Source organism: Sphingomonas sp. (assembly GCF_029239295.1).
GTDB lineage: Bacteria > Pseudomonadota > Alphaproteobacteria > Sphingomonadales > Sphingomonadaceae > Sphingomonas.
Map to the genome: position 1 here is coordinate 81,340 of NZ_JAQZBC010000008.1, position 20,085 is coordinate 101,424.

General features: G+C 65.0%; 16 protein-coding genes. 6 read left to right on the forward strand and 10 right to left on the reverse strand.

Annotated elements, in window-relative coordinates; genetic code table 11:
• Positions 1 to 105 precede the first annotated feature (105 nt).
• Positions 106 to 705 (reverse strand): thioredoxin family protein, encoded by a 600-nt coding sequence (locus K0S66_RS09895; RefSeq protein ID WP_301075198.1) that lies wholly within the window; start codon positions 703 to 705, stop codon positions 106 to 108.
• An 11-nt stretch (positions 706 to 716) separates the two neighbouring features.
• Positions 717 to 2,708, reverse strand: a complete 1,992-nt coding sequence (locus tag K0S66_RS09900; RefSeq protein ID WP_301075199.1) for a thioredoxin family protein — start codon at positions 2,706 to 2,708, stop codon at positions 717 to 719.
• An 83-nt stretch (positions 2,709 to 2,791) separates the two neighbouring features.
• Here K0S66_RS09900 and K0S66_RS09905 point away from each other — a divergent pair, with 83 nt between their 5' ends.
• Positions 2,792 to 4,444: an alkaline phosphatase family protein gene (locus tag K0S66_RS09905; RefSeq protein WP_301075276.1), complete on the forward strand. Its 1,653-nt coding sequence runs from the start codon at positions 2,792 to 2,794 to the stop codon at positions 4,442 to 4,444.
• 56 nt (positions 4,445 to 4,500) lie between these two features.
• Here K0S66_RS09905 and K0S66_RS09910 read toward each other — a convergent pair whose 3' ends face one another.
• Positions 4,501 to 5,436, reverse strand: coding sequence for a right-handed parallel beta-helix repeat-containing protein (locus K0S66_RS09910; protein ID WP_301075200.1), 936 nt, complete (start codon positions 5,434 to 5,436; stop codon positions 4,501 to 4,503).
• Positions 5,437 to 5,658: 222 nt separating this feature from the next.
• Between K0S66_RS09910 and K0S66_RS09915 the strand changes: the two genes are divergently transcribed.
• Complete coding sequence (locus K0S66_RS09915) at positions 5,659 to 7,089, forward strand: aldehyde dehydrogenase family protein (RefSeq protein WP_301075201.1); 1,431 nt, start codon at positions 5,659 to 5,661, stop codon at positions 7,087 to 7,089.
• A 62-nt stretch (positions 7,090 to 7,151) separates the two neighbouring features.
• A complete protein-coding gene (locus K0S66_RS09920) occupies positions 7,152 to 7,448 on the forward strand; it encodes an EthD family reductase (RefSeq protein WP_046409244.1) in 297 nt (98 codons plus the stop codon).
• 293 nt (positions 7,449 to 7,741) lie between these two features.
• Here the strand turns inward: K0S66_RS09920 and K0S66_RS09925 are convergent, their stop codons facing one another.
• Together K0S66_RS09925 and rpsU are read right to left on the reverse strand one after the other, a co-directional pair.
• Positions 7,742 to 8,323 carry an FKBP-type peptidyl-prolyl cis-trans isomerase gene (locus tag K0S66_RS09925; protein WP_301075203.1) on the reverse strand — a complete coding sequence of 194 codons (582 nt, stop codon included), beginning with the start codon at positions 8,321 to 8,323 and terminating at the stop codon, positions 7,742 to 7,744.
• Between the two features lie 98 nt (positions 8,324 to 8,421).
• Positions 8,422 to 8,628, reverse strand: a complete 207-nt coding sequence (gene rpsU, locus K0S66_RS09930; protein ID WP_007404630.1) for a 30S ribosomal protein S21 — start codon at positions 8,626 to 8,628, stop codon at positions 8,422 to 8,424.
• Positions 8,629 to 8,825: 197 nt separating this feature from the next.
• On the opposite strand from rpsU, the gene cysS reads away from it, so the two are divergent.
• Positions 8,826 to 10,256 (forward strand): cysteine--tRNA ligase, encoded by a 1,431-nt coding sequence (gene cysS / locus K0S66_RS09935; protein WP_301075204.1) that lies wholly within the window; start codon positions 8,826 to 8,828, stop codon positions 10,254 to 10,256.
• A 37-nt stretch (positions 10,257 to 10,293) separates the two neighbouring features.
• Here cysS and K0S66_RS09940 read toward each other — a convergent pair whose 3' ends face one another.
• Positions 10,294 to 11,247, reverse strand: a complete 954-nt coding sequence (locus K0S66_RS09940; RefSeq protein ID WP_301075205.1) for a M48 family metalloprotease — start codon at positions 11,245 to 11,247, stop codon at positions 10,294 to 10,296.
• Positions 11,248 to 11,294: 47 nt separating this feature from the next.
• Here K0S66_RS09940 and K0S66_RS09945 point away from each other — a divergent pair, with 47 nt between their 5' ends.
• Positions 11,295 to 12,233 (forward strand): D-2-hydroxyacid dehydrogenase, encoded by a 939-nt coding sequence (locus K0S66_RS09945; protein ID WP_301075207.1) that lies wholly within the window; start codon positions 11,295 to 11,297, stop codon positions 12,231 to 12,233.
• Between the two features lie 19 nt (positions 12,234 to 12,252).
• Here K0S66_RS09945 and K0S66_RS09950 read toward each other — a convergent pair whose 3' ends face one another.
• The 4 genes from K0S66_RS09950 to K0S66_RS09965 all read right to left on the reverse strand — a co-directional run bounded on the left by K0S66_RS09950 (position 12,253) and on the right by K0S66_RS09965 (position 17,849).
• Positions 12,253 to 12,639, reverse strand: a complete 387-nt coding sequence (locus tag K0S66_RS09950; protein WP_301075209.1) for a response regulator — start codon at positions 12,637 to 12,639, stop codon at positions 12,253 to 12,255.
• Between the two features lie 54 nt (positions 12,640 to 12,693).
• On the reverse strand, positions 12,694 to 15,099 hold the full coding sequence (locus tag K0S66_RS09955) for an ATP-binding protein (RefSeq protein ID WP_301075211.1): 2,406 nt from the start codon (positions 15,097 to 15,099) through the stop codon (positions 12,694 to 12,696).
• Positions 15,099 to 16,421, reverse strand: a complete 1,323-nt coding sequence (locus tag K0S66_RS09960; RefSeq protein WP_301075212.1) for an EAL domain-containing protein — start codon at positions 16,419 to 16,421, stop codon at positions 15,099 to 15,101. Before K0S66_RS09960 ends, K0S66_RS09955 begins: the two co-directional genes overlap by 1 nt.
• Before the next feature lie 543 nt (positions 16,422 to 16,964).
• Complete coding sequence (locus K0S66_RS09965; protein ID WP_301075213.1) at positions 16,965 to 17,849, reverse strand: tyrosine-type recombinase/integrase; 885 nt, start codon at positions 17,847 to 17,849, stop codon at positions 16,965 to 16,967.
• 58 nt (positions 17,850 to 17,907) lie between these two features.
• Between K0S66_RS09965 and K0S66_RS09970 the strand changes: the two genes are divergently transcribed.
• Complete coding sequence (locus K0S66_RS09970) at positions 17,908 to 20,076, forward strand: primosomal protein N' (RefSeq protein ID WP_301075214.1); 2,169 nt, start codon at positions 17,908 to 17,910, stop codon at positions 20,074 to 20,076.
• The last annotated feature ends 9 nt before the right edge of the window (positions 20,077 to 20,085 follow it).

Consider the following 20,085-nt stretch of genomic DNA (forward strand, 5'->3'; position numbering starts at 1 on the left):
CAATTTCGTTTCGGGTGCATGCTGCGCGAGAATGTTGCGCCGCACAAGAGCGCGGCGCACGGCGGGCGGAAATCACGGGCCGGCCAGCGGGCCTCCCGTCGGCGATCAGTCGGCGTATTTGACCGAACAGCCGTACGGACGCGCTTCGGCTACCGACACCTTCTTGCCCGCCTTCACATCGCCCAGTGCGGCGAGCAAGTGGTTGCGCGCACCGGCAATGTCAGCCTTGTCGGCGGTCGGCTTGTCGTCGATCCCGCCCTGGTAGACGAGCTTCCCCGACGCATCGATCAGATACATGTGCGGCGTCGTCTTGGCGCCATAGCCCTTGCCTACGCGACCCTGCGGATCGAGCAGATAGGCGGTCGGCTGCGCCTTTTGCGTCGCGACGAACGCCTTGGCCTGCGCCCCTGTCATATGGCCCTGCTTGCCCGGCGCGCCGGAGTTGATGGTGAGCCAGGCGGCGCCCATCGACTTGGCCTTGGCCTGCGCGGCCTGCATGTTGCCACTGTCATAGTGTTTCTGCACGAACGGGCAGCCGGGGTTATTCCATTCGAGCACCACCGGGCGGCCCTTGAACTGCGACAGGGTCACGGCCTTTCCATCGGCGTCCATCAGCCGGAAGTTGCCGGCGGGCTGGCCGATCGTCTGGTCAGCGGCGGCGGGGGTCGCGGCCAGGGCCACGATTGCAAAAGGAAGCAGGCGCATCATCGCTCTCCTCAACTCGTCCTGCCCCCCGGCAATGCCGCGAGCATGCCGCTGGTCAGCAGTTGCGGCAAGACCTGCGGACGATCAGCGCCCTTCGGGTACCAGAGATACAGCGGCACGCCGGCACGGTTGTGCGCCTCGATAAAGCGGCCGAGCGCCGGATCGCCATCGGTCCAGTCGCCCACCAGCACCGCGACATTGCCGTCGGCGAAGGCGCGCCGCGCGGCGTCGGTTTCGATCGCGGTCTTTTCATTGACCTTGCACGTCACGCACCAGTCCGCGGTGAAATAGGCGAACACCGGGCGCCCCTCGGCCCGCAAGGCGGCAAGCCGCTGCTCCGTGAAGGGCTCACTTCCCGCCATTGCGACGGCTGCCGACGGCGGCGCGGCACGGACGAGCAGCACTGTCACCAAGGCAAGGCCGAGCGCCGGAACGGCCGGCCACCAGACCCGATCGCGACCCGCGGCCTGCCGGCGCCCCGACCACCACAGGCCGAAGGCAGCGACAAGCGTTGCGGCCAGACCGATCGTCATCCCGTCCACCCCAGCCTGCCGCCCAAGCACCCAAGCCAGCGCGAGCGCGGTGAGGAACATCGGTACCGACAGAATACGACGCAGCCGTGCCATCCACGGCCCTGGTTTCGGCAGACAACGGCGCAACGCAGGAATGAAGCCAATGGCCAAGAACGGCAGGGCAATACCGAGGCCAAGTCCGGCGAACACCAGCATCGCGGCATGCGGTGGCAGCACCAGCGCCGCGCCCAGCGCCGCGCCCATGAACGGCCCGGTGCACGGCGTCGCGACAAAGGCGGCCAGCGCCCCGGTGGCGAAAGCGCCGCCGGTACCCGAGCGACTGGCGAAGCGCGGAGTCGGCAGCTCGAACAGGCCGGCCAAGTTGAGCGCGATCGCCATGACCAGCAGCAACAGCACGCCGATCACGCGCGGATCCTGCAACTGGAAGGCCCAGCCAACGCTCGCCCCGCCCGCGCGCAACGCGAGCAGCACGCCGCCCAGCGCCAGGCAGACCAGCACAACCCCGGCGGTATAGGCGAGCGCCTCGCGTCGGGCCGCGCTCTCTGTCTCGCCGGAGCGGGCCAGGCCAAGCGCCTTCAGACTGAGGATCGGGAACACGCACGGCATGATGTTGAGCAGCAAGCCGCCCAGCAGCGCGCCGGCGAAGGCAAGCAACGCGGGCATTAGCGCACTGTCGGTTGCCGCGGCGGTCGGTGCCGCAACCGTTCCGGGACCCGCGCTGATTGCAAAGCCCTGCCCGTCGCCCGTCGCGAGAACCCCCTCGATCGTGCCGCTGGCAGGCGACGATGGCGCCTTGGTCGCGATGATCAGCTGGTCGCCGTTGCGCGTGACCGTCTGCGGTGCGGCGTAGTCGATCGCCCCGGCGGCGAGCGGGTAGAAATAGGCGTCACGAAGCTGGGCATCGGCGGGGTAAGGCACTGCGAGGCGGAATTGCCCGTCGGCCATCTGCCACGTGCCGGTGGACCCCAGCGGCTTGGGCAGTTTCTGCCGCCATTGGTCGAAGCGGGCGCGCGTGGCTGGATCCACCGCGCCATCGCCAACGACGAGCTCGGTCGACAGCGTCTGGCTTTCGGGAACGCAGATCTCCTTCGTGCAGACCAGATAATCCGCCTTCACCGACACCGGCAGGCGCGTCCCTGCCGCCAGCCCGGCAGGGATCTTCAGGTCAACGAGCTGCGCGAACGGTGCCTCATAGACATAGTTCATCAGCCCGCCGACGATCAGCCGCTCGGGAACCGGATAGCGTAGCGTGCCCGCCGTCACGCCTTGCGGCAGCGTCCAGCCGAGCTGGGTCTCGATGCCGGCGTCACCTGGGTTCTGCCAATAACCATGCCATTCGGGCTCGGGACGCGAATCGAACGCCAGTGTCACGGTACTGCCGACGGCTGGGCGCGCGGTCTCTGGCACCAGCGTGATTGCCACATGCCGGGTCTGTGCCGCCGCTGTTTGTGCCAGCAGCGTCATGACCATGAAAAACAGGGTCGTTACCCAAGCTTGCCTAGCCGTCATGCCCGGCACATACCGCGCCTCGTCGCCAAGCACCAAGGTTCATGATGAAAGCTCTTCTCGCCGCGCTTCTTGCCTCGATCGCCCTGCCTGTTGCCGCGCAGGAAGCGGTTCTCGAATCCGCCCAGCCGCCAGCGCCGGTGAGCGCCGCCACCCCGCGCACGCCACCCAAGCTGATCGTCGCGATCTCGGTGGATCAATTCTCCGCCGATCTTTTTGCCCAGTATCGCAATCGCTTCACCGACGGATTTGCGAGGCTGTTGCAGGGCGCGGTATTTCCCTCGGGATATCAGAGCCACGCCGCGACCGAGACCTGCCCCGGCCATTCCACGATCCTGACCGGGATGCGGCCGGGCCGCACCGGCATCATCGCCAACAATTGGATCAACCAGGACGCGCCGCGCGAGGACAAGGAAGTTTACTGCTCCGAGGACGAGCGGATCCCCGGCACCGATCACCGCAACTACAAGGTCGCCGACCTGCACCTGAAGGTGCCGACGCTGGGCGAGATGATGAAGGCGGCGAACCCCGCCAGCCGCGTCGTCTCGGTAGCGGGCAAGGATCGCGCGGCGATCATGATGGGCGGCCACAAGGTCGATGAGCTTTGGTTCTGGGACGGCAAGGATTTCGTGTCCTACGATGGCCGCGCGGTCCCGCCCGCGGTGCAGCGCGGGCGCGAAGCCGTGGCCCGGTTGATCGCTCAGCCGCAGGAGCCGCTCGCCGTTCCCGCCTTCTGCCGGCCGCTGATGCAGCCGATCGAGGTGGGTGGGCAGACCATCGGCAACGGCCGCTTCGCCCGCGCCGCCGGCGACACACGCGCATTTCGCGCCTCTCCGGCGATGGACGGCGCGGTGTTCGCGATTGCCGCCGGCCTGATCCAGGACATGAAGCTTGGCAAAGGCAGCGCGCCCGACATCATTTCGATCGGCGCATCGGCGACCGACTATGTCGGCCATGGCTATGGCCCGGGCGGCGGCGAGATGTGCCTGCAGATGGCCGAGCTCGACAAGACGCTGGGCGGCTTCTTCGCGACGCTCGATTCGTGGGGCCTCGATTACGAGGTAGTGCTGACCGCCGATCATGGCGGCCATGACGCGACCGAACGGCAGCAGCAGCGCGCCATGCCGGGCGAAACCCGCGTGTCGCCCGCGCTGTCCGTGCAGGAAATCAGCACCGCGATCGGCAAGCAGATGGGCATCACCGGCCCGGTCCTGCTCGGGTCAGAAGGCGACGTCTATGTCGCGAAGACAGTGCCAGCAAACCGCCGCAAGGCCGTGATCGCCGAAGCCGTCAAGCGGATCAGCGCCTTTCCGCAGGTCGCCGCGGTCCTGACGCGTGAGCAGATTGCAGCAGCGACCATCCCCGCCACGCCGCCGGAAACCTGGACGCTGGAGCAGCGCGCCCATGCCTCGTTCGATCCGGAGCGTTCGGGCGATTTGCTGATCATGCTGAAGCCCCGCGTCACCGGCATTGCGAAGCCCGGTCCGGGCTATGTCGCGACGCACGGCAGCCCGTGGGATTATGATCGCCGCGTGCCCATCCTGTTCTGGCGCAAGGACATGGCCGGGTTCGAACAGCCGCAGTCGGTGGAAACGGTCGACATCGTCCCGACGCTGGCCGCGACGATCAACCTGCCGGTGAAGGGGCTGGATGGACGCTGCCTCGATCTGGACAGCGGCCCTAACGACACCTGCCGCTAAGCCTGGCATCAGCGCGGCGCCGGTCACCTGCGGGTGGCCGGCGCCGCACCGACCGATCAGGGCTGGCGCACCTCATAGGCGCGCACGCCCGCGCCCAGGCTGTTCGTGCCGATCGCCAGCCGGTCTCCGCTGACATTCGCGACAAAGGCCGGGCTCTTCTCCTGTCCTGGTGCCAGGCTGGCGACATTGTCGTGGATGGAAAGGCCGGCGGCGCTGTATTTGCGCTGTTCGGCCGAGACCACGATCATCCCGCCCCAGTTCTCCTTCCGCGGCCCCTGCACGAAGGTGTTGCGTGCAATCTCGCCGGTGCCGCCCTCGGGCAGATCGATCATGTAGTTGGTGCGGTTGCCGCCGCTATCGTCGAAACTGTTGTCGATGATGCGGACGCGAGGGGCGCGCAATTTCACATAATGGCCACCCTGCCCCCGCTCGAAACGCGAATTGGTGATCGTCACGCTGCCGCGATTTGCGAGGTAGATCGAATGCGCGCAATCCTCCGTCTCGTGGCATTGGCCAAGGCCGGAGAAGGTCGACCGATCGATTGTGACGCTTGCCTGATCGTCCGTCGCGCCCAGGATACCTTCCTGACTGTCGAGGAACATCGAATTGCGCACCACAAGGTCGCCGATCTCGATTCGGATTCCCGCGCCGTTCCCGTCCGGCACGCGGATGCCGCGAAAGACGATGCCGTCGATCGTCGATCCATTGCCGCGCAGGACCAGTGCCGCTTTCCCCTCACACGCGCCCTCGAAGATCGCGGTGCCGGGTTTCACCGCCTTGAAGGTGACCCGGCCAGCCTGCTGGATCGCGCACTCGCGATACGTGCCAGGCGCAATTAGAACGGTGAAGTCGCGGCCGCGGTTCGCCTGCAGCGCATCGTCAAGCGTGCCATAGATCTCGCCGGTCTCCGCAACGGTGAATGGCGCCGGACGCGGCTGGCTGGCGACGGGAGCGGCGATCAGTACCGCCAGGAGAATGGAGGCTGGGCGCAAGATTGGATCCTTCTGTCTGCCGCCGGCGCGGGGACGGACGGGGTCGGTCCATCCTTTTCTTCTGACCGCTTTACCCAAGCGCAGGCGCGACGCAGCCCATCACGGCGCAACGCCGTGTCCCGTCGCGGCACGGCAGCAGCGCGTCTCGTTTCCTGTTGCAACTGACTTAATCGCGCCCCACACATGGAGGGAAACGTCGGTTCCAAGAGACGGAGAGGCATCATGCAAAGCTATCTGAAACACTATATCGACGGCGCCTGGGTCGACAGCGATGGTGGCAAGCGCCACCAAGTGATCGATCCCGCGACCGAGCAGCCCACCACCGAAATCACGCTTGGCAGCGAAGCCGATGTGAACAAGGCGGTCGCCGCCGCCAAGAAGGCGTTCAAGACCTGGTCGCAGTCCACGGTGGAAGAGCGGATCGCGCTGATGGAGCGGATCATTGCCGGCTATAAGGCGCGCATTCCGGATCTGGCCGCCGCCACCAGCCGCGAAATGGGCGCGCCGATTTCCTTTGCCAATATGGCTCAGGCACCCGCCGGCCTTGGGCACTTCATGGGCACGCTGGCCGCGCTGAAGGAATTCAGCTTCTCCGAGCAGGCCGCCAAGGGTGCGCGTGTGGTTCACGAGCCGATCGGTGTCGTTGCCATGATCACGCCGTGGAACTGGCCGCTCAATCAGATCTGCGCGAAGGTCGCGCCGGCGCTGGCAGCGGGCAACACGATGGTCCTGAAGCCGTCGGAAGAAGCACCGACCAACGCGATGATTCTGGCCGAGATCCTGGAAGAGGCTGGCGTCCCGGCTGGCGTGTTCAACCTCGTCAATGGTGATGGGCCGACGGTCGGCGCCGCGCTGTCGGCGCACAAGGACGTCGACATGGTGAGCTTCACTGGCTCCACCCGCGCTGGCATCGCCGTCGCGACCGCCGCAGCCGCTACCGTGAAGCGCGTCCATCAGGAACTGGGCGGCAAGGCCCCCAACGTCGTGCTCGAGGGTGCGAAGCTGGGCGAAGTACTGCCCCCCACTCTGGCAGGCGTCATCGCCAACACCGGCCAGAGCTGCATCGCACCGACCCGCCTCCTGGTGCACAAGAGCCAGGTCAACGAGGCCGAAGAGGTCGTAAAGGCGATCATGGAAGCCACCCAGGTGGACAGCCCCGAGAAGCAGGGCGCCCACATCGGTCCGGTCGTCAACAAGGCCCAGTTCGAGAAGATCCAGGACCTGATTCAGTCCGCGCTGGACGAAGGCGCTCGGCTAGTCACCGGCGGCGTGGGTCGCCCCGACGGCCGCAACGCGGGCTATTACGTGAAGCCGACCGTGCTTGCCGACGTGACACCCGACATGCGCATTTACCGTGAGGAGACGTTCGGGCCTGTCGCAACGATCACGACCTACGAAGACAGCGAGCAGGCCGTCGAGATGGCGAACGACACCGATTACGGCCTGTCGGCGACGATCTCGGGCGATCCTGCGGAGGCTTCCAAGATCGCCGGCAAGCTGCGCGCCGGCCTGGTCACAATCAACGCCTGGGGGCCGAACGGCGCCACCCCGTTCGGCGGCTACAAATCGTCCGGCAACGGGCGTGAGGGCGGCAAATGGGGCCTGACCGACTTCATGGAAGTGAAGACCATCATCGGCGAAAACGCCGCCTGATCAAAAACAATCGCGGGCGTCCCCACACAAGGGGGCGCCCGTTTTCTTGAGGGGAGAGGAAAATGATCGTCAGTGTTCTGTACCCGAATCACGACGGGGCAAAGTTCGACGCGAGCTACTACAAGGCCAAGCATGCCGAGCTCGCGAAGGAGATCTGGCAGCCCGAGCGGGTCGAGCTGATCGAAGGCCAGGCGCCGGGCGGCGGCGCTGCCCCGTTCGCGCTGATCGCGCATTTCCATTTCGCTTCGCCGGAAAGCATGGGTCAGGCAATGGCCAACCCACGGATCGGCGAGCTTCAGGCCGACGTGCCGAACTTCACTGACATCACGCCTACCATCATGGTCGGCCGGGCGCTCTGAGCCCGATTGCCTCCGGTCGGTACGTGCCGGCCGGGGGCTTCTTATCTGCGCTGCGACGAGGCCATTCGTCAGGACAGCGTACAAATTCCCGCTCCGTCTGATCCGCAGGTCGGCCTCTACCATAATCTCTCCGGCAGTGGGTCTAGGCGATGACCGCAACACCCGCCGGTTCGTCGCTCGCCAGCAGCTTTCGCCTCGCTGCTCCGTCCTTGCCGTCGACCAGCGACACAAGAAAACACCGCCGCCGCTAAACGCGATGACGGTGCGAGAACCTCAACGATTGTGCATTAAGGTCAGCGACCCTGCGGCGGAGCCTCAGCGCCCGGCTGCGGGGCACCCGGCATCCCCGGCATTCCGGCAGCGCCACCCATCTGCTGCTGCTGAAGCTGGCGAATCACCGCCTCAGGCAGGAAATCGAGCAGCTCGACGTCGAACACGAGCGTCGAATTACCTGGGATCGGGCCCTTCGTCTCCGCACCATAACCAAGCTCAGGCTTGATCCAGAAGCGGTACTTCGCGCCCTTCGGCATCAGCTTCAGGCCTTCGGAGAAGCCCGGAACGACGCCGGTGACAGGAAATGGCGTCGGCTGCTGGGACTTGTCGAACGTGGTTCCGTCCAGCAGCTTGCCCTCGTACATCACCAGAGCGACGTCGGTGTCTGTCGGCTTGGGCCCCGAGCCCGGCTCGATCACCTGATACTGCAGCCCGGACGGGGTCGTCACGACACCCTTGGCGCGGGCATTGCGGGTGAGGAAATCATCCCCCTGCACCGCGAGTGCGGCGGCCGCCATGACAGCGGCCAGGATCCCCACAATCAACCAGACAACATAGCTGCGCTTCACCGGAGCGATCGGAACAGCAGTAACGGTCGACATGGCGATCCCCAGTCAAGGTCGAGCGCGGTTCACCGCGCCCGGTGGCAGCAATTTAGAAAGCGAGTCGAACCGCCGATGCGATTCATCCCCGCCGGTTGTTACCGGGCGCCGTCACGCTCCGCGCGCTTACGCTCCAGCTTACGCGCACGGCGGACAGCAGCTGCCCGCTCGCGAGCGCGCTTTTCCGACGGCTTTTCATAGTGCCGGCGCAGCTTCATCTCGCGGTACACGCCTTCACGCTGCAGCTTCTTCTTGAGCGCACGCAGGGCCTGATCGACGTTGTTGTCGCGAACAATGATCTGCATAAAACCGACACTTCTCCGAGATCTGAAACAACCCGATTCCGTCAAACGGAAACGGCGGCACCAAGCATAGCCTGCGCCGTGAACCCGCTGCGTCTACCACCGCCCCGCCACCCGCGCAAGTCGCTGGTCTGTGGCGATTACATCACAGCGTCAGCGCCGCCCTTTTCGCCCGCCAATCCCGGCGGTAGAGCGAACGCATGACGCCGTTATCGCTGTACGACAGCCTGTCACGCTCCTTGCGCGTGTTCGAACCGCTCGACCCGCAACGCGGCGTGCGAGTCTATTCCTGCGGTCCGACCGTCTACAATTATGCGCATATCGGCAATCTACGTGCCTATGTGTTCACCGACACGCTGTCGCGCACGCTGACATGGAAGGGCTATGACCTGACCCATGTCATCAACATCACTGACGTCGGCCATTTGACATCGGACGCTGATGCCGGCGACGACAAGATGGAAGCAGCGGCCAAGCGAGCGGGTCAGGACATCTGGGCGGTGGCGCGTCATTATACCGACGCGTTCAAGCGCAACTTGGCGGACCTCAATATTCGCGCGCCGACTCATCTACCGCTGGCGACCGATCACATTGCGGAGATGATCGACTTTGCCGCCGCGATCGAGGCAAAGCATTGCTACCGCCTGGAAAGCGGCCTCTATTTCGACGTAACGACGGTGCCGGACTATGGCCGGCTCGCGCGATTGAAGGACGACGCAGGAGAAAGCCGGATCGACCCGGTGGATGGCAAGCGTCACGCACAGGATTTCGCGATCTGGCGCACGTCAGCGCCCGGCGAGAACCGCCAGATGGAATGGGATTCGCCCTGGGGCCGGGGCGCCCCGGGCTGGCATCTCGAATGTTCGGTGATGAGCCAGAAGTATCTTGGCGAATCGTTCGATATCCACACCGGCGGGATCGATCATCGCGAGATCCACCATCCGAACGAGATCGCGCAGAACCAGGCCCATTGCGACTGCGCCGACAGCGGCGCCGCGTTCTGGATGCACAATAACTTCCTGGTCGAACGCGCCGGCAAGATGAGCAAATCCTCTGGCGAGTTCCTGACGCTGCAGGCCCTGGTGGACAGGGGATATCATCCGCTGTCGTATCGGATGCTGTGCCTTCAGGCGCATTACCGAAGCGAATTGGAGTTCAGCTGGGACAATCTGGCAGCGGCGCAGGTGCGGCTGAAGCGACTGGTCCAGGCGATCGAGGGATTGCGCGCCCGGACCGACGCGCCATCCAAGGGATCGCCAGCCGCGTATCGAGAGGCGCTGGATGCAGCGATCTCCGATGATCTCGCAACCCCGCGCGCGCTCCCGGTGCTGGACTCCTTGATCGGCGACAAGAAGGTGTCGCCCGCGGACCGGCTGGCCGCGCTGAGCGACTTTGTCGACGTGCTCGGCATTCCCCTCGACACCCTGCGGCGTGAGGATCTTCGCGTGCGTCCAGCGGCGGCGACCGTCACGCCGGATCAGATCGAGGCGCGGCTGGAGGAGCGGAAGGCTACCCGAGCAGCAAAGGACTTTGCCGCGTCCGACTCCATCCGCGATTCGCTGGCGGCGGCGGGAGTCGAGGTGATGGACGGCGATCCGCTCGGCTGGGACTGGCGCCTCCCGACCGCCTGAGGAGCGTAACGGCGCTCCTTCCCCGCTGACGCGGACGTTACTTCATCGGCTGGTCACGGCTGGCCAAGATAGGCGGTACGAACGGCCGTTGCTGTTCGCCCAAAGCGGCGGCAGCGGCCTCGATTGCAGCGACCCGCCGCTTCGTTGCCGGATGGGTTCGGCTGCGGAAAAGCCCGCCGTCGATGTCGCCACCGCGCTCGCGCCAGAAGCGGGCGGCCGATGCGGGATCGTAGCCAGCGTTGTAGAGTAGCGTCACGCCGAGCGTATCGGCCTCCAGCTCTGCTGCTTGGCCCAGACTGGCGTTGCGCCCCAGTTCGCCCAGCAGCCCGCCCTTCACGCCCGCCGCCTCCAGCCGGACACGGTGGCGCAAGATATTATGAGCCAGTTCGTGGGCGACGATCACAGCGACTTCATCGTCGCGGTATCGTTCAAAGAAGCGAACGCCGATCTGCACGACCTTGCCATCCGCCTGCGCAGTCATTTCTGGCCCGAGCAGGACTTCAAAGCGGCTGCGGCAGCCAAGCGGCGCGTTGATCGCGACCGCCTGAGTCCTTCCGCCGCGCGTGGTCGCGACGCGAATCGGTGTCGCCGCCCTCTCCAGCAAGGTCAGCGCGGAGTCGCGATCAACGCTCGACGGCGGGGCGGCAGCGGCGGTCAGCGGTCGTTCCCCGATCGACAGCACGCCATCGTTAGGGGCCACGCCGGCCGCCGCGGCGGGCGATCCTGGCACGACGGCCTCCACGCTGATCGGGGCGGTAAATCCGAACACCTGTCGCGCCGTCGGCTGCGTCTCCCGATCATATTGGTTGATAGCGTGCAGCACCATGCCGGTGGCGGGCGCCTGATCCCGGCACAATTGCGCATTGGCCGTAACAAGACGATGCGCGATGGTGGCAAGGCGAAGATCGATCGTCCGCAGCGCTTCGAGGCTGGCGGCGTCAAGGCCGGGAGGGGGAACTGGCGCCGCGGCGGCGAGGAGCAAGGCAATCACATGATGACGATAGGCGACCCCGGGATCACGCGCTATCACCCTTGTCCATGAAGGCAGTTCTTCCCGCGCTCGCCCGCCCGCTGCTGGAAACGCAGCTCCCCGCAGACATCGAGGTGGCGTGGTGGTCCAGCCCCGCAGAGGCCAAGACGATGATCGGCGATGCCCACATCGCGTGGGTCGACATGCAGCCGACCCGGTTGACGGAGGAGACGCTGCGCGCTGCAGGCCCTTCGCTACGCTGGGTGACGACGATCTACGCCGGGCTCGACGCTTTCCCGCTGGATACTCTACGCGAGAAGAAGGCCGTCCTGACCAATGGCGTGGGCATCAACGCCATCGCGGTGGCAGAGTATGCGGTGCTGGGCGTGCTGGCGGCCGCCAAGCGGTTCGACGAGGTGGTGCGCGCGCAGGACCGCGCCGAGTGGCTGCGCGATTCGCCCGGCAAGACGGAGCTTTCGGAAACGAAGGCGATCATCATCGGCTATGGCGCGATCGGCCGTCTGATCGGCGAGCGGCTGGCCGCGTTCGGCGTCGAGGTGACGGGTGTGACGCGGTCCGGCAGCAATGGGACGCTGACCCCCGATGCGTGGCGCGCCCGGCTAGGTGACTATGACTGGGTGATCCTGGCCGCCCCATCGACCAGTGAGACCAAGGCGATGATCGGCGCCGAGGAACTGGCAGCGATGAAGACGGGCGCCTGGCTGATCAACATCGCGCGCGGCGACATGATCGACGACGACGCATTATTGTCGGCGCTATCCAGCGGCGCGATCGGCGGTGCGTTCCTCGATCCGACGAACCCGGAGCCGCTGCCCGTCGACCATCCGCTGTGGACCGCACCCAACTGCATGATCACGATGCATCTGTCGGGACGTAGCCAGACCAAGATGTTCCAACGCGCTACTGCGATGTTCCTGCGAAACCTGGCGGCGTTTCGCGCCGGGCAGCCGATGGAGAATGTCGCGGATCTCGACCGCGGTTACTGACAAACGGCGGCGTGATCGCTCAGCCGATCATGCCGCCCTCGTTTGCGGCCAGCACCCGGCCCATGGCGTCGAACAGATTGTCCATCGCAACCGGTTTGAAGATGACATCGTCGGCGCCGGCGGCCAGGCACCGCTCGCGCAGGTCGACCGCCGTGTCCGCGGTGACCACGATGATGGGAACGCGCCCCTTCTGATCGGGACGCGCGCGAATGTGGCGAATGGCCGTGATGCCATCCATGCCTGGCATCCGCAGATCGACCAGCAGCATGTCAAAATCCTGCCCGTCGAGCAGGCGCAGCCCCTCTTCCGCGCTTTCCGCCTCGATCATATCGGCGCCGGCGACGTTGAGCATGTCGCGGACGACCCGACGATTCATCCTATCATCCTCGATGAAGAGGACGTTCATGGCCGTTTGCCACAAAGGCAGTCTGATTGTTCCATTACCGATACTATTATCGTCTCAAGCTGCCTTGGAGACAAGTCCACTTGCGTGCGGTTCAGCTCCGAAAAGCACGTTAACCAAGTTATCTTTCGCAATCGGCTTGGTGATGAACTGGGCAACGCCTGATGCGGCAAATGCAGCTTGGTCTTCTGCCGGCAGCGACGGCCCAAGTAGCGCAATCCGCGCATGCGGCGCCACCGCCACGATTTTCTGAATGCCTGCAATCACATCCTCACTGCCGCCGTGCAGCGTCGCGTGATCGATCAGCACCATCGCGGGCTGGCGTTCGGCCAGTATCTGCTCTGCCTCGGATGCGCCGGCCGCAAAGATCACGGTGCCGCCGCGCGGCTCCAGCAGCGCCTTGAACATCGCGCGGGTGATCGGATTGCGGTCGATCACGAGTACGCCGTCTCCCGTCGCACGAGTATCACCCGCCTCCACCAATTCCGCAGGATGGTACGGCAGTTCCAGCGTGAAGGTCGCGCCTTCGCCCTCGGCACTGGCAACGGTGACGTCGCCGCCCATGGCGCGCGACAGGTTTCGACAGATCGACAGGCCCAACCCCGTACCGCCGAACTGACGGGTCGTACCGGCGTCGGCCTGACGAAACGGTTCAAAGATGATCTCGTGCTTCTCGGGCGCGATACCGATCCCGGTATCGGCGACGATCAGGCGCCAGCGCTCGCCGACGATCTCGGCGCGCACGGTTACTGATCCTTCCGGTGTGAACTTCACGGCATTGGAGAGCAGGTTGAAGATGATCTGCCGCAGGCGCATGCCATCGACCAGCGCGCATTCCGGCCCGTTATCGATGGCAAGGGTGAACGCCAGTTTCTTCTCGCGCGCCGGCCCTTCCCATAATTGTCCGGCTTCCTTGAGGACCCGCTGAATATCGGTCGGCGCTTCCTCAAGCGTCATCTTACCGGTTTCGATCTTGGCGACATCGAGAATGTCGTCGACCAACGCCCGCATGGTGATGCCGGCGCCGTGCACGACCGACAGCCGTTCGCGTATCGCGCCATCCACCCGCTCGTCGGCCAGCATCACCTGCGTCATGCCAAGAATGCCGTTGAGCGGGGTGCGGATCTCGTGACTGGTCGTCGCTAGGAATTCGGTCTTGGCAGCCAGTGCCTTGCCCAGTGCGACGTTGGTGCGGGCGAGCGCATTGCGGCTGCGACGGATTGTGATCAGGCCAAATGCCAGCAGGCTGATGATGAGCAGCGTGGTCACGCCGACTCCGATCGTGATCCACTGCTGCGCCTGCGCCCGCGCGCGTTCGAACGCGACTGTCTTCTGCAGGTCGGCGGCCTTTAGCTGCGCAATCCGCAGTTCCTGATTCGCGAAATCGAACCGCGCCCCCGCGATCGCTGCACTGTTGGAGCGCGCGGTTTCGGTCGCTTGATCATCAAGGCGCTTCAGGGCGGCGAGGTGCTGCAAGGCGAGGTAGTTGCGGCCAGCCTTCGCGTAGATCTTATACGCGACATCATGCGCCTGCCGATCGGGCGACAGCGTTGCCGTAAGATCCTCACCCGCAAATCGCTGCGAGATGAGTTGCTCGGCACGCTGAAGGTCCCCACGACGAAAGGCCGAATCGGCGGCCAACGCGACGAAACTGGGATAATAGGCCGACGCGCCGGCCTGGCGGGTTAATGCCAACCCTTCGGCAATCACCTGATCGGCACCGGCGGCGTTTCCGCGATCGAGACGGACGTCGGCTACGTTCGTCAGGATCTGAGCGTAGACAACCTTGCTCTTCATCTCGCTGGCGTAGGAAAGTGCCTTTGCCAGCTCTGCTTCCGATTCGGGGAGGCGCTGGAGCTCCTTCAGGGCCAGTCCGCGTCCGTTGTGAATGGCAACAAGCAAACCCGGATCCGCGCGGTAGGCATCCAACGCCTGATCGAAGTAGCGCAGCGCAGTCGTATGATCCTTGCCATTCGTATGCACGACCGCAAGCATGATCAGCGCTTTCGCCCGGCCCCGCGTATCGTCCAGGTCGCGAAACATATGATGCGCGCGGCGCAGATCCTCGAGCGCCCGACCCACTTGCCCGGTGGCGTAGAGGACGCCCCCTTCCGAAAGAAGGATATCGGCGTTCAGCTGTGATCCCGGCGCGGCGCGCTCGACGAGCTTTCGTGCGGTCGCAAGATCCTGGGCGGCGGGCTGATACTGGACGATACGGCTTCTCGCCTCGCCCATCAGCCAGCGAGCGGTCGCCTCCATCAGCGGCGACTTCATTTGCCGCGCATAGTTCAATGCTGCGGTTGCCTGATCCACCGCCGCCGCGGGATCGGTCAGCATCTCTGCTTTGATGCCCGCGGCCATGACGTCAAATCGTGCATCTCGGCCGGGCGCCGTTGGAGCAGCGCCAGCCAGCAGCAACGGCGCCAAGGCAGCCATGAAGTACCGGCGCGTTCTCCGCGCCATCAGCCGCGCTTCCAGGCGGTCGCCAAACCGTTGAAGGACGCCCGTGTGTCACGCGACACGTGTTGGTGCTGATCTTCCTCAAGGAAGGCCAGCAAGGCTGGCAGCGCGACCGGACGGCTGATGAGGAAGCCTTGCACCATGTCACAACCCATGACCGTCAGCAGTGCAAGGGCGGAATGTGTTTCCACTCCCTCTGCCACCACCTCCATCTCCAGTGCGTGAGCGAGGTCGATCGTCGAGCGGACGATCAGCGGATCGCGATTGGAGCTAGTCAGTTGGGTGACGAACAGCTTGTCGATCTTCAGCTCCCGCGCAGGCAGTTGCTTCAGATAGGCAAGGCTCGACAACCCGGCGCCGTAATCGTCGATCGCGACGATGATCCCGATGTCGGCGAACCGCTGAAGGTTCGCAATCGCCGACTCAGGGTCGCGAATGACGGACGTTTCCGTGACTTCGAACCCGAGCTTCGCATCCGCCTCGATGACCAGGCGGCACGCCGCGTCGACAAAGTTCTGGTCGCCCAGAAGCTGTCCCGAAATGTTGATGAAGATCCGAAGATCGTGCCCTGCGGCCTGTAGGGTGCGCTGGTCATCAATCGCGCGGCGGATCGTCCATAGGGTCAGCAGGTCGATGACCTCGCCGTCTTCGGCAGCGCCGATGAAGTCCCCGGGCAGCACCAGCCCACGATCGGGATGGTTCCATCGAACCAGCGCCTCTGCGCTGCCGATTTCTTGCCGTCTGACGTGGATCTTCGGCTGATAGGCGAGAAAGAGCTGATCTTCCGTGATCGCGGCACGCAACTCATCCGACACGCGGCGGATATCCCGCGCTTCTGGGCCCGCGAGATCATGGCGCACGGGCGAATGAACCGAGCGCGCTTCCACCAGCGCAGCTTCGGCCTCTTCCACCAGCCTTACCTCGTCAGCCTGTGGCACGCGGCCAGCCGCCGCGCCAAAGACAAGCTCGATCTCGTGCAATTCGCCGTCCAGGTCGAACATCGGCTCGCATAGGTCCCGCAGCCGGTCGAGCGTCTCATCGAGATCGCCTGCGCGGTCCCCTTCAAACGCGATTTCGATGGTCGTTCTGCTGGTCGCTGCCAGCCGCAACGTCGGCAGCGCCGAGCCAATGCGTGACTGGACATCGGCGACCAGTAATTCGGCACGCGCGCAGCCCAGATGCCGCCGGATCTTCGCGAAGTTAGCGATCTCCCCAAGCACGAGGAATTGCCACGTGGGACGCTGCGCCGCGAGCGCGGACAGAGTCGCAAGTGCCTGCTCTCGCGATGCGGGAACGTCGACAGATTGTGAGCCGGGGCCAGCCATACCGTGCTGGAGCTACCGCCCGATGCCTAAACATACCTTTAATCACCGTCCAAAGTCGGAACGATAAGCATCGAGCAGCTAAATACCCTTGTGATATGGTAAACAAATCGTTAAATCATAGCACGCACCTTCTGGGGTGCTAAAAACTAGGGAGTTCGACATGATCGCTTTCATTATCGCGCTGATTTACGGCACCGACGTTAAGCCCTGGTAAGGGCTTTGTTTGGCTATTTTGCTCGGCAGAACTGCGGCTAGGCAGTAATCTTCCGCTCAATCGCCAAACTGGTTCGCTACAATGAACCAATTTATGTTAGATCTAGCCGTCCAGGCTAGTGAAGCGGGAAGCCCTCATCGCCAGCGATGGGGGCTTTTTTGCAGCTGATTCAGAACCCGGCTCGGGAAATGGCGCTCGCCTTTTCTAACCTGCACAGATTCGAGCGTGCCAGACACGACATAGCGCGGCCGCTACGCAGACGTTCGGCAAGGGCTGAGGGGACGCAAGCTTCGCGTACAGTCAGCCGTGAGCTTCGGGCGATGTGACGCTCACCCGCGTGGGTGGGCGTTTCGATATACGTCTAGGAGATGGGCCGCATCGACGGCGGTGTAGATTTGCGTCGAACTGAGGCTCGCGTGGCCAAGAAGCTCCTGCAGCGCGCGCAGGTCGGCCCCTCTGCCAAGCAGATGCGTGGCAAAGGAGTGGCGCAGCGCGTGCGGAGTCGTTCGGCTTGGCAGGTTCAACGCGCCGCGGGCGGCCCTTACCTTGGCGCGCACTACGCCCGGGGACAGCGGACCGCCCCTCACCCCGCGGAAAAGCGCGACGTCCGGCTCAGGCGACCACGGCGCCGCCGCCACATAAGCCTCCAGTGCGCTTCGTACCGGCGGGATCAAGGGCACGACACGCTGTTTGTCGCGCTTGCCCGTCACAAGAAGAGTTTCGCCGAGCGGTAAAGCGGCGCCGGTAAGCGTCAGGGCCTCTCCGATTCGGAGGCCGGCACCGTAAAGCAGGAGCAGCAAGGCCCAGTCCCGTTGACCGACCCACGGCTCCCTGGCTTCTTGTGCCACTTCTTCCGCCAACGCGACTGCTTCGTGGGGCGCGATGGCTCGCGGAACGCCCTTGCGAACCCGTGGCCCCTTCAGCCGAGGCGCACTGCCTTCGCCACCCGCCCACTCCAGAAACGCGCGTGCCGCAGACAATTCCCGCGCCGCTGAGGCATTCGACAGGCCGTCGCCGCGGCGCCGTGCCAGAAATGCGCGCAGATCTGCGGCAGTTATCTCCCTCAACTCGGATCGGCCCACTGCGCCGCCGAGATGATGCTGGAGAAAATTCACCAGCCGCTGTGCTGTCGCACGATAGGCTCTGACCGTGTGGATCGACCGACGCCGATCGCGGATCAGGTGTTCGGCATAGCGGGCGGGCAAGTCTTCCACGGCAATTCCGTATCACCTGCTTTCCTCCGAGTCGCCTGCGCCCCATATGCGCAGGCCAATGTCCCGTGCCCGTGTCCTCCTCCTCAATGCCGCTCTTGGTCCGCTCGACTACCGTGTGCCGCACGGCATGTCGGTCGAGCCTGGATCGATCGTCGTTGCCCCTCTTGGACCGCGGCAGTTGGTCGGCGTGGCGTGGGAACCGGAGCGGATGCCGTCCGACGCAGAGGTGGGCGACAATCGGCTACGCAACCTGCTGGCGGTTGCTGACGCGCCGCCGCTGCGCCCAGCACTTCGCCGGCTGATCGAATGGACAGCGAGCTATTATCTGGCGCCCCCTGCATCGGTGTTGCGGATGGCGCTGTCCTCCACCTCCGCGCTGGAGGGAACACGGCTGGCAACCGAATATCGTGCGACCGGCCAGCGCCCCGAGCGAATGACGCCGCAGCGCGAGCAAGCGCTTGAGCGAATTGGTGATCGGCAAGGCCTGATTCGTGAGCTCGCCGCGGTCGCGGACGTGTCCGACGGCGTCATTCGCGGGCTGGTGAAGCTGGGCGCGATTGAAAGCGTCGAAGTAGATATCGACACCCCCTTCCCGATCCCCGATCCTGATTTTGCCGCCCCGGTCTTGTCTGACGACCAGCGTGCAGCAGCCGAATCGCTGGTCGGCGATGTGGTGGCGGAGAGGTTTCGCCCTACCCTTCTCGATGGTGTCACGGGATCGGGCAAGACAGAGGTCTATTTCGAGGCTGTCGCTGAGGCGCTGCGGCGGGGGCGCCAGGTTCTGGTGTTGCTGCCTGAGATCGCGCTGACCGAGCCTTTTCTCCGGCGCTTCCACGACCGGTTCGGCTGTGAGCCGGTTCCGTGGCACTCGGGATTGCGGTCGACGCAGCGGCGCCGCGCCTGGCGCGCCATCGCCAGCGGCGAAGCCCGTGTCACCGTGGGCGCGCGATCGGCGTTGTTCCTGCCCTATGCAAACCTGGGACTGATCGTCGTCGACGAAGCGCATGAGACGAGCTTCAAGCAGGAAGACGGCGTCCATTATCACGCACGCGACGTCGCGGTGATGCGGGGCAAGTTCGAGGAATGTCCCGTCATCCTCGCCTCTGCCACGCCCGCGATCGAGACCAGGCAGCAGGTGACGCTGGGCAATTATGCCGAGGTGAAGCTGCCGGGCCGATTCGGTGCGGCGACGATGCCGAAGATCGAGGCGATCGATCTGCTGGAGCACAAGCCTGACCGCGGGCGCTGGATCGCGCCGCCGCTGGTGAAAGCGATCGAGGAAACGCTGGAGCGGGGTGAGCAGTCCCTGCTCTTCCTCAACCGGCGCGGCTATGCACCGCTGACACTTTGCCGCCATTGCGGGCACCGCTTCCAATGCCCGAACTGCACCGCTTGGATGGTAGAGCATCGTCTGACGCGGCGGCTGGCGTGCCATCATTGCGGCCACGTCGAGCCGATCCCCCGCGCCTGCCCGGAATGTGGGGAGGAGGACAGCCTGGTGGCCTGCGGCCCCGGTGTTGAACGCATCGCCGACGAGGCGACGGCGCTGTTTCCAGAGGCCCGCGTTGCCATCGTGACGTCCGACACGATCTGGTCACCGGCGAAGGCAGCGGAGTTCGTCGCCCGGATGGAGGCGGGCGCGATCGACATCGTGGTCGGCACGCAACTGGTGACGAAGGGCTATCATTTCCCCAATTTGACGCTGGTGGGGGTGATCGATGCCGACCTGGGCCTGGAGGGCGGCGACCTTCGGGCGGCGGAGCGGACCTTCCAGCAGATCCGGCAGGTGTCAGGCCGCGCCGGGCGCGGAGAGAAGCCGGGCCGCGTATTCATCCAGACCCATTCACCCGGCGCGCAAGTGATGCAGGCGCTGATCACCGGGGATGCCGATGCCTTCTACGCCGCCGAGATCGAGGCACGGCAGGATGCCGGGGCGCCGCCCTTCGGGCGCTATGCGGCGATCATCGTGTCGAGCGAGGATGCTCCCGCTGCGCAGGAAGTTGCCCGACTGATCGGGCGAAGCGCGCCCAAGGTGGAGGGCATGCACGTCTATGGCCCTGCCCCCGCGCCGCTGGCGATGCTGCGCGGGCGGCATCGGTTTCGCCTGCTGGTCCATGCGCGGCGCACGCTGGATGTGCAGGATGTCATTCGCGAGTGGCTGGGGTCGCTGGACTGGCCGAGCAAGGTGCGGGTCGCGGTGGATGTCGATCCCTACAGCTTTCTCTAGCGCCGCACG

Excerpts from the sequence above, each read along its gene's own strand:
- cysS (WP_301075204.1), top strand. The coding sequence starts at position 8,826 with ATGACGCCGTTATCGCTGTACGACAGCCTGTCACGCTCCTTGCGCGTG.
- K0S66_RS09925 (WP_301075203.1), bottom strand. The coding sequence starts at position 8,323 with ATGTCGACCGTTACTGCTGTTCCGATCGCTCCGGTGAAGCGCAGCTAT.
- K0S66_RS09915 (WP_301075201.1), top strand. The coding sequence starts at position 5,659 with ATGCAAAGCTATCTGAAACACTATATCGACGGCGCCTGGGTCGACAGC.
- K0S66_RS09905 (WP_301075276.1), top strand. The coding sequence starts at position 2,792 with ATGAAAGCTCTTCTCGCCGCGCTTCTTGCCTCGATCGCCCTGCCTGTT.
- K0S66_RS09895 (WP_301075198.1), bottom strand. The coding sequence starts at position 705 with ATGCGCCTGCTTCCTTTTGCAATCGTGGCCCTGGCCGCGACCCCCGCC.
- K0S66_RS09920 (WP_046409244.1), top strand. The coding sequence starts at position 7,152 with ATGATCGTCAGTGTTCTGTACCCGAATCACGACGGGGCAAAGTTCGAC.
- K0S66_RS09955 (WP_301075211.1), bottom strand. The coding sequence starts at position 15,099 with ATGGCGCGGAGAACGCGCCGGTACTTCATGGCTGCCTTGGCGCCGTTG.
- K0S66_RS09900 (WP_301075199.1), bottom strand. The coding sequence starts at position 2,708 with ATGGTCATGACGCTGCTGGCACAAACAGCGGCGGCACAGACCCGGCAT.
- K0S66_RS09960 (WP_301075212.1), bottom strand. The coding sequence starts at position 16,421 with ATGGCTGGCCCCGGCTCACAATCTGTCGACGTTCCCGCATCGCGAGAG.
- K0S66_RS09945 (WP_301075207.1), top strand. The coding sequence starts at position 11,295 with ATGAAGGCAGTTCTTCCCGCGCTCGCCCGCCCGCTGCTGGAAACGCAG.
- K0S66_RS09970 (WP_301075214.1), top strand. The coding sequence starts at position 17,908 with ATGTCCCGTGCCCGTGTCCTCCTCCTCAATGCCGCTCTTGGTCCGCTC.
- K0S66_RS09950 (WP_301075209.1), bottom strand. The coding sequence starts at position 12,639 with ATGAACGTCCTCTTCATCGAGGATGATAGGATGAATCGTCGGGTCGTC.
- rpsU (WP_007404630.1), bottom strand. The coding sequence starts at position 8,628 with ATGCAGATCATTGTTCGCGACAACAACGTCGATCAGGCCCTGCGTGCG.